Annotated in this window: 6 protein-coding genes; 4 read left to right on the plus strand and 2 right to left on the minus strand. The window is 68.0% G+C overall.

Annotated elements, in window-relative coordinates:
- Nucleotides 1-202 precede the first annotated feature (202 nt).
- A complete protein-coding gene (locus CDO44_RS14875) occupies nucleotides 203-997 on the plus strand; it encodes an IclR family transcriptional regulator (RefSeq protein ID WP_087780999.1) in 795 nt (264 codons plus the stop codon).
- Nucleotides 998-1,116: 119 nt separating this feature from the next.
- Here CDO44_RS14875 and CDO44_RS14880 read toward each other — a convergent pair whose 3' ends face one another.
- The gene (locus tag CDO44_RS14880; protein ID WP_087781000.1) at nucleotides 1,117-2,652 is read right to left on the minus strand and encodes an acetolactate synthase large subunit; all 1,536 of its coding nucleotides are present in this window, start codon (nucleotides 2,650-2,652) and stop codon (nucleotides 1,117-1,119) included.
- 6 nt (nucleotides 2,653-2,658) lie between these two features.
- Complete coding sequence (locus CDO44_RS14885) at nucleotides 2,659-3,606, minus strand: tripartite tricarboxylate transporter substrate binding protein (RefSeq protein ID WP_087781001.1); 948 nt, start codon at nucleotides 3,604-3,606, stop codon at nucleotides 2,659-2,661.
- Between the two features lie 293 nt (nucleotides 3,607-3,899).
- On the opposite strand from CDO44_RS14885, the gene CDO44_RS14890 reads away from it, so the two are divergent.
- The 3 genes from CDO44_RS14890 to CDO44_RS14900 form a co-directional block, all read left to right on the plus strand.
- Entirely contained in the window at nucleotides 3,900-4,838 is a 939-nt protein-coding gene (locus CDO44_RS14890) for a LysR family transcriptional regulator (RefSeq protein WP_087781002.1), read from the plus strand.
- Nucleotides 4,839-4,964: 126 nt separating this feature from the next.
- Complete coding sequence (locus tag CDO44_RS14895) at nucleotides 4,965-5,948, plus strand: MDR family oxidoreductase (RefSeq protein ID WP_087781003.1); 984 nt, start codon at nucleotides 4,965-4,967, stop codon at nucleotides 5,946-5,948.
- A 10-nt stretch (nucleotides 5,949-5,958) separates the two neighbouring features.
- Nucleotides 5,959-6,631: CoA-binding protein (locus tag CDO44_RS14900; RefSeq protein WP_198951370.1), on the plus strand; the 673-nt coding region annotated here is incomplete at its 3' end.

A 6,631-nucleotide genomic window follows, 5' to 3' on the forward strand; every position in this document is an offset into this window, starting at 1 on the left:
CCGCCGCCCAGCACCACGACGTCGTAGCGTGCGTGGTTGAGTTTCTGCGCCATCTTTGTCTCCATCGATACTGGCTGTTAGAGGTCCTGGACTCGATGAATCATTCACTCCATAATATGGAATAGAATTCCCTGCCTTTCATCGGATCGAGTCGTCCAAGTGTGTTTTCACCCAAACTTTGGTGTCAATACGCATCCACAATATGGAAAATGAATCCTCTCCCAAGGGAACGCAAAGCATCGAGCGGACCATCCAGATCCTGAAGAAGGTGGCATCCCGCAACACGGCAGGCATCACGCTGGCGGAAATCGCTCGGGAAACGGGACTCAAGTCGCCCACGGCCCATCGCATCCTGGCCTGCCTGACCGAGCAGGGACTGCTGATGCAGCGGGGGCCCAAGCGCGAGTACTTCCTCGGTATGCTGGCTTACGAACTGGGGCTGGCCGCCAATTGCCACTTCACCCTGCGCGAGCTGTGCAGCCCCGTCCTGAACCGGCTTGCGCGCGCCACCGGCGACACCGTTTTCCTGACCACCCGCAGCGGCACCGACAGCGTGGTCATCGAACGCGTGGAGGGCAGCTATCCCGTGAAGGTGCTGACGCAAATGGTCGGCGAACGACGGCCGCTGGGCAGCACCGCCGGCGGCCTGGCCTTGCTGGCGGCCATGCCCGAAGCCGAGCGCGAGGACGTGATCCGCAAGAACCGCCATCGGCTGAACCGCTACGGGAAGCTGTCGGAGGAATTGCTGAACCACATGGTCGAGCGCGCATGCCGGCTGGGCTATGCGCTCAACGATGGCCAGATCCTGCCCGAGGTGACGGGCATCGGCGTCGTGGTGCCGACGCTATTGGGCAGCCATTACGCAGCGTTGAGCATCGTGGCGCTGAATAACCGGCTGGTGGGGAACAGGCGCGACGAAGTGGTGGCCATGCTGAACGCGGAAGCCGCGAAGCTGGGCCGGACACTGGCCGACGCCAGCGCGGCGGCGCGCCTGTAGATCACCCGCCGCCTCGGACTGCCGGTCCGGTTACGCTGGACGAACAGGCATCTTTCGCGGGATTCATCGCGCTCACGATCCAGGACCAAGCGCGGCATGGGCGCATTTCCGCCCGGGCGCTAGATCATGAGCTCGATCAGATACGGCCCCGGCGTGCGCACCGAGCGCGCGAACGCCGCGTTGAACGCCTCCATGCTGTCGGCTCGCTCGGCTTGCGCGCCGAAGCCTTCGGCGATGCGGACCCAGTCGATGGCCGGCTGGTCCAGGGTCAACAGCGTGTGGGCGCCTTCGCCCGGCAGGGCACCCACACGCTTCATCTCATCGAACAGGATCGCATAGCGACGATTCGAAAAAATGACGGTGGTCACGTCCAGCCGCTCCCTGGCCTGCGTCCATAAGGCCTGGGCCGTATAGAGCGCCGAACCGTCGGCCTCGAGATTCACCACGCGGCGGCCGGGCGCGGCGATCGAGGCGCCGGTGGCCATCGGCATGCCGGAGCCGATCGCGCCCCCGGTGAGCTGCATCCAGTCATGGGGAGCGGCCCGGCCCATCTGCGCGTAGACGTCCCGCCCGAAAGTGACGCCCTCGTCCACCACGATGCTCTCTTCCGGCAGGAGCGCGGCCAGGGACTGGGCGAATGCCCGGGGGGTCACCTCGCCGGCGGCCGCGCCGACAGGCGATTCGCCGGCTTCGGGCGATGCACTTGCCCCGCAGCCCAGGTCTTCGGCCAGGCGGGCCAACGCATCCTGGACGTTCTCTTCGGGGCCCGCCAGGACGGCGGTCTGCAGGCCCGGCGGCTCCGGCCGCGACCGGCCATCGGGTCCGGCGAACGAGAATACCGGCCGCCGGGCCCCCACCAGCAGCATCCGCTGCGCCGTCGACAGCGCCTGGACAGCGGCGCCGGGCGCGTAGGGAACGCGCTGCACATCCGGGCGGCCTCGTCCCCGCTCCATGCGCGCGATGGAACTCTCGGCCATCAACCGTACCCCGGTGCGAACCGCGATGGCGCCGGCCAGCCGCAGGCTTGGCCCGAGCAACGCATCGCCTCCCAGCAACAGCACGGTCGTGCCGCCATGGCGGATCCAGTCCGCCGCGCGCACGATCGCGCCATCCTCCACGGAGGCCGGCGCCGCCACCGGCCGAGGGACCGCGGGATGCGCGCCGTCGGACCAGCAGACGTCGGAGGGCAGGATGAGGCTCGCAATGCCCGGCGCCATGGCCGCCGCCACGGCGCCGGCGCCGTCGGCCGCGACCGAATGCGCATCCAGCGTGGTGCGCGTCCATGAGGACACCGTGCGCGCCAGGGCCTCGATGTCGGCGGCGAGCGGCGGATCGGCCGGCTTGTGGCTGTGCGACAGGTCGCCGATCAAGTTAACGATGGGCGAACGCGCCCGGCGCGCGTTGTGAAGATTGGCGAGGCCGTTGGCCAGTCCCGGCCCGCAATGCAGCAGCGTGGCGGCCGGCCGCCTGGCGATGCGTCCATAGCCGTCCGCCGCGCCGGTGGCGACGCCTTCGGCAAGCGCCAGCACCGCGCGCATGCCCTGCACCCGGTCCAGCGCCGCCACGAAGTGCATCTCGCTGGTGCCGGGATTGCCAAAACACGTATCGACTCCCGCAGCGCACAGCGTGCGCAGCAATGCCTCGGCTCCGTTCATAGGTCCCTATTCGAGCTGCAGGCCCAGTTCGTGGACAAGAGACTTCAACATGGCGATCTCGGCCCGCAGCACCCGCCCGAACTCCGCCGGCGTGCTGCTGTTCGCCGGCATGCCGCGTTCGTCCAGCTGCCTGGCGAACTCGGGCATCTTCAGGACGGCGGCGATTTCGTCGTGCAGGTGATCCACAATGTCGCCGGGCGTCTTTGCCGGCGCAAGCAGGCCGAGCCAGGAGCGCAAGCCGATGTGGGGGTATCCCGCTTCGGCCATGGTCGGCGTGTCGGGCGAGAGCCGGATGCGGTCCGGCGAAAGCACCGCGACGGCCTTGAGCTTGCCCGAACGCACCAGTGGCATCACGACCGCGGCGTTGTCGAACATGAACTGGACCTGTCCCGCCATCAGGTCGTTCCACGCGGGCGCGCCGCCCTTGTAGGGCACGTGGGCCGCCTGGATGCCGGTTGCCGCGCAGAATTGCGCGCCGTAGATGTGGTTGGTCGTATTGTTCCCATAGGACGCGTAGTTGATCTTGCCCGGATTCGCCTTTGCATAGGCGATGAGCTCGGCTACCGTGCCTGGCCCGAAGTTGGCATCGACGACCAGCATGAACGCGCCGGACACCACCTGGGTCACGGGCTGGAAATCCTTGACCGGATCGTAGGGCAGCGACCGTACCGTCGCCGCCGCGATGGTCAGCTCGGAGGGCGCGCCGAACAGGAGGGTGTAGCCATCCGGGTCCGCACGAGCCACGAGCTGCGCGCCGATCCGGCCGCCGGCGCCGGGACGGTTCTCGACGACGACGGGCACGCCGATCTTCCTGGCAAGCTGTTCCGCCAGCAGCCTGGCCGTCACATCGGCGCTGCCGCCGGGCGGCCACGCGACGATGAACCGGACCGGCCGCGCCGGCCATGTCTCCTTCTGGGCCCGCGCCGCGGCCGGCAAGAGCATTGCGGCGCCCATCAGGTGGCGCCTACGGCGAGAAGATATCTCTGCAACCACAGCCTGCTCCTTGCAATCTGTAGAAGGGCCCGGACCTGGTCCATGTCGCGAACGCCCGGGTTAACCCGGGATCGAGGCCCGCATGAATCCGACTGCTTCCCATCCGCGCATCACCGTCCGCGCGCCGCCCTTCGTTCACGTTACCGGCGTGTGGCAGAATCTAGACCTGCGGCATCATCGCGACAATCATTGAATCAGCACATTTGCGTTCTTGCTATGCGAACACAAGTCGCAGTGCTCGCTCCACGGTTCCTATGCCACGCGAATCCTTTATCCCGCTCAAGCATCCGCTCTCGCTGCGCTACTTCTTCGAAGTCGCCAAGGCGGGCTCCTTCCGCAAGGCATCCGAACAAGTCCACGTCGCCGCTTCCGCCATCAACCGGCACGTCAAGTACCTGGAAGAGGAAATGGGCGCGCCGCTGTTCGAGCGGGGACGCGGCCGCGAAGGACTGCGGCTGACCGCCGCCGGCGAGATCCTCCTTCATCGCGTCAAGCGCGCGATGGCCGAACTGGGCGCCGCCTACACCGAGGTCGACTCGTTGCGCGGGCTCAAGCGCGGCACCGTGAATTTCGGCGTCAACGAAGGTATCTGGCGCGACGTGCTGCCGGGCGTCCTCACCGAGTTCCGACGCAATCACCCGGGCATCGATTACCACGTGGTCGCCGCCAATTCGCCTCGCCTGGTCGACATGGTGCTGGCCGACGAGGTGGATTTCGCGGTCGCCTTCAACCCTACGCCCCATGAAGGCCTGGCCTTCGCCACCAGGCACAGCATCGGCGCCTGCGTCATGGCGCCGCGCAACCATCCGCTTGCCTCGTACCGCTCGGTCCTGCTGAGCGATTGCGCCCAGTACGAACTCGTCATGCCCGACGAATCGCTGGCGCTGCGCGCCACGCTCGACAAGATGTTCTCGCAGGCGGGCGTGGCCCCCCGCGCGGTGTTGACCACCAATTCCTACGAGGTCATGCGATCGGCCGCGGAGGCGGGAATCGGCATCGCCATCCTGACCCAGCAGCTCTTCGACCCCACGTCGGCGTCCTCCCCGGTCGTCTACGTACCGCTCAGGGACAGCGGCATCTCGCCCCAAGTGCTCGCCTGCTGCATCCGGCGCGGGCGGACGCTGTCCATCGCCAGCACCGCCATGATCAAGGAGATCTCGGCCGCGCTGGAAGCGCGGCTGGCGCCCGGCTGAAGGCGCTCCCTCTCCTATCGTTCTCGATACGAGAACGCATCCGCGCCAAATCGATGCTTGGCGCTGGAAGGTCCTGGGCCTAGATTTCCTCTGGCGCGGAGGTTCCGCGATTGAGAGGAGATCACAGTGCCCAAGGCCATTGTGCTGGAGAAAAGCGGCGACAAGGTCGATGCCGCGGTGCGGGAGCTGGCCGCAGCGGATTTTCCCGAAGCCGAAGTCCGGCTGCGCGTCGAGTACTCGTCGCTGAACTACAAGGATGCGCTCGCCATCGTGCGCGGCGAACCGGTCGTGCGGCAGTGGCCCATGGTGCCGGGGATAGACGGCGCGGGCATCGTCGAAAGCAGCACGCACGCCCAGGTCAAGCCGGGCGATCGCGTCATTCTCAACGGCTGGGGCGTCGGCGAACGCCGGTGGGGCTGCCTGGCGCAGTCGGCCGGCGCGATGGCCGACTGGCTCGTTCCCTTGCCCGAGCAATTGGACAGCCGCAGCGCGATGGCCCTGGGCACCGCCGGCTACACCGCGATGCTGTGCGTGCTCAAGCTGGAGCGGCACGGCGTCAAGCCCGGCGACGGCGAAGTTCTGGTGACCGGCGCCGCGGGCGGTGTCGGCAGCGTCGCCATCAGCCTGCTCGCGGGCCGCGGCTACACGGTCGTGGCCAGCACCGGCAGGCAGGCCGAGGCGCCCTACCTCAAGCGGCTCGGCGCCTCGGACATCATCGACCGCAAGACCCTCTCGGAACGCGGCAAGCCCCTGGAGCGCGAACGCTGGGCCGCCGTCGTGGATTCGGTCGGAAGCCACACCCTGGCCAACGCCTGCGCGTCGACCCGGTACGGCGGCGTAGTGGCGGCCTGCGGGCTGGCCCAGGGCATGGACCTGCCCATGACGGTCGCGCCGTTCATCCTGCGCGGCGTCACCCTCGCGGGCGTGGACTCGGTCATGGCCCCGCCCGCGGTGCGCAAGGAGGCCTGGCAGCGCCTGGCCGACGAGACCGATCGCGATTTGCTGGCGCTGCTGTCGCACGAAGTGGGCCTGCAGGGCGCGCTGGAGCTCGCCCCCCGGCTGCTGGCAGGGGAGGTCCGCGGCAGGACCATCGTCAACGTGAACGCGTGAACGGGAAGGGATGATGAGCCTGAAGGCATTGCTCGACCCTTCCTCGGTCGCCATCGTCGGTGCCTCGCCGCGCCCGGGCGCGCTGGGCAGCCGGGTACTGGACAACCTGTTGCGTACGGGGTTCAAGGGGGCCATCTATCCGGTCCACCCGAGCGAACCCCGGATCGGCGAGTTGCGCTGCTATTCCAGCCTGGACGACCTGCCCGAAGCGCCGGAATGCGTCGGCATCGCGCTCGGCGCGGACAAAGTGCTGCCCGCGCTGGAACAGGCTGCGGCGCGTGGGTCCAAGGCGGCCGTGGTATTTGCGAGCGGCTTTTCCGAAACGGGCGAGGCGGGCGAACGGCTCCAGCAATCGCTGGCCGATTTCTGCCGCGGCAGCGGCATGAAGGTTTGCGGACCGAACGTGCTGGGCGTGCGCAATGTCCACGCGGACTTCGCCTTGTACAGCGCGCCCGTATCCGCCCGCCCCCCGCGCGGCGGCGTCTCGATTGCCGCCCACTCGGGCTCGGCCTGCGTCGCGCTCAGCGGCACCGGCCGCTTCGGCCTCAGCCACGTGATCTCCATGGGCAATGCCGCCGCCCTGGATGTAGACGACTACCTGGACTACTTCGTCGACGACGAGCATACCAGGGTGGCCTGCCTCTTCCTGGAGACGGTGCGGCGACCCGACCGCCTGGCCGCCG

The organism is Pigmentiphaga sp. NML080357, from assembly GCF_002188465.1.
Classification (GTDB): Bacteria; Pseudomonadota; Gammaproteobacteria; order Burkholderiales; family Burkholderiaceae_B; genus Pigmentiphaga.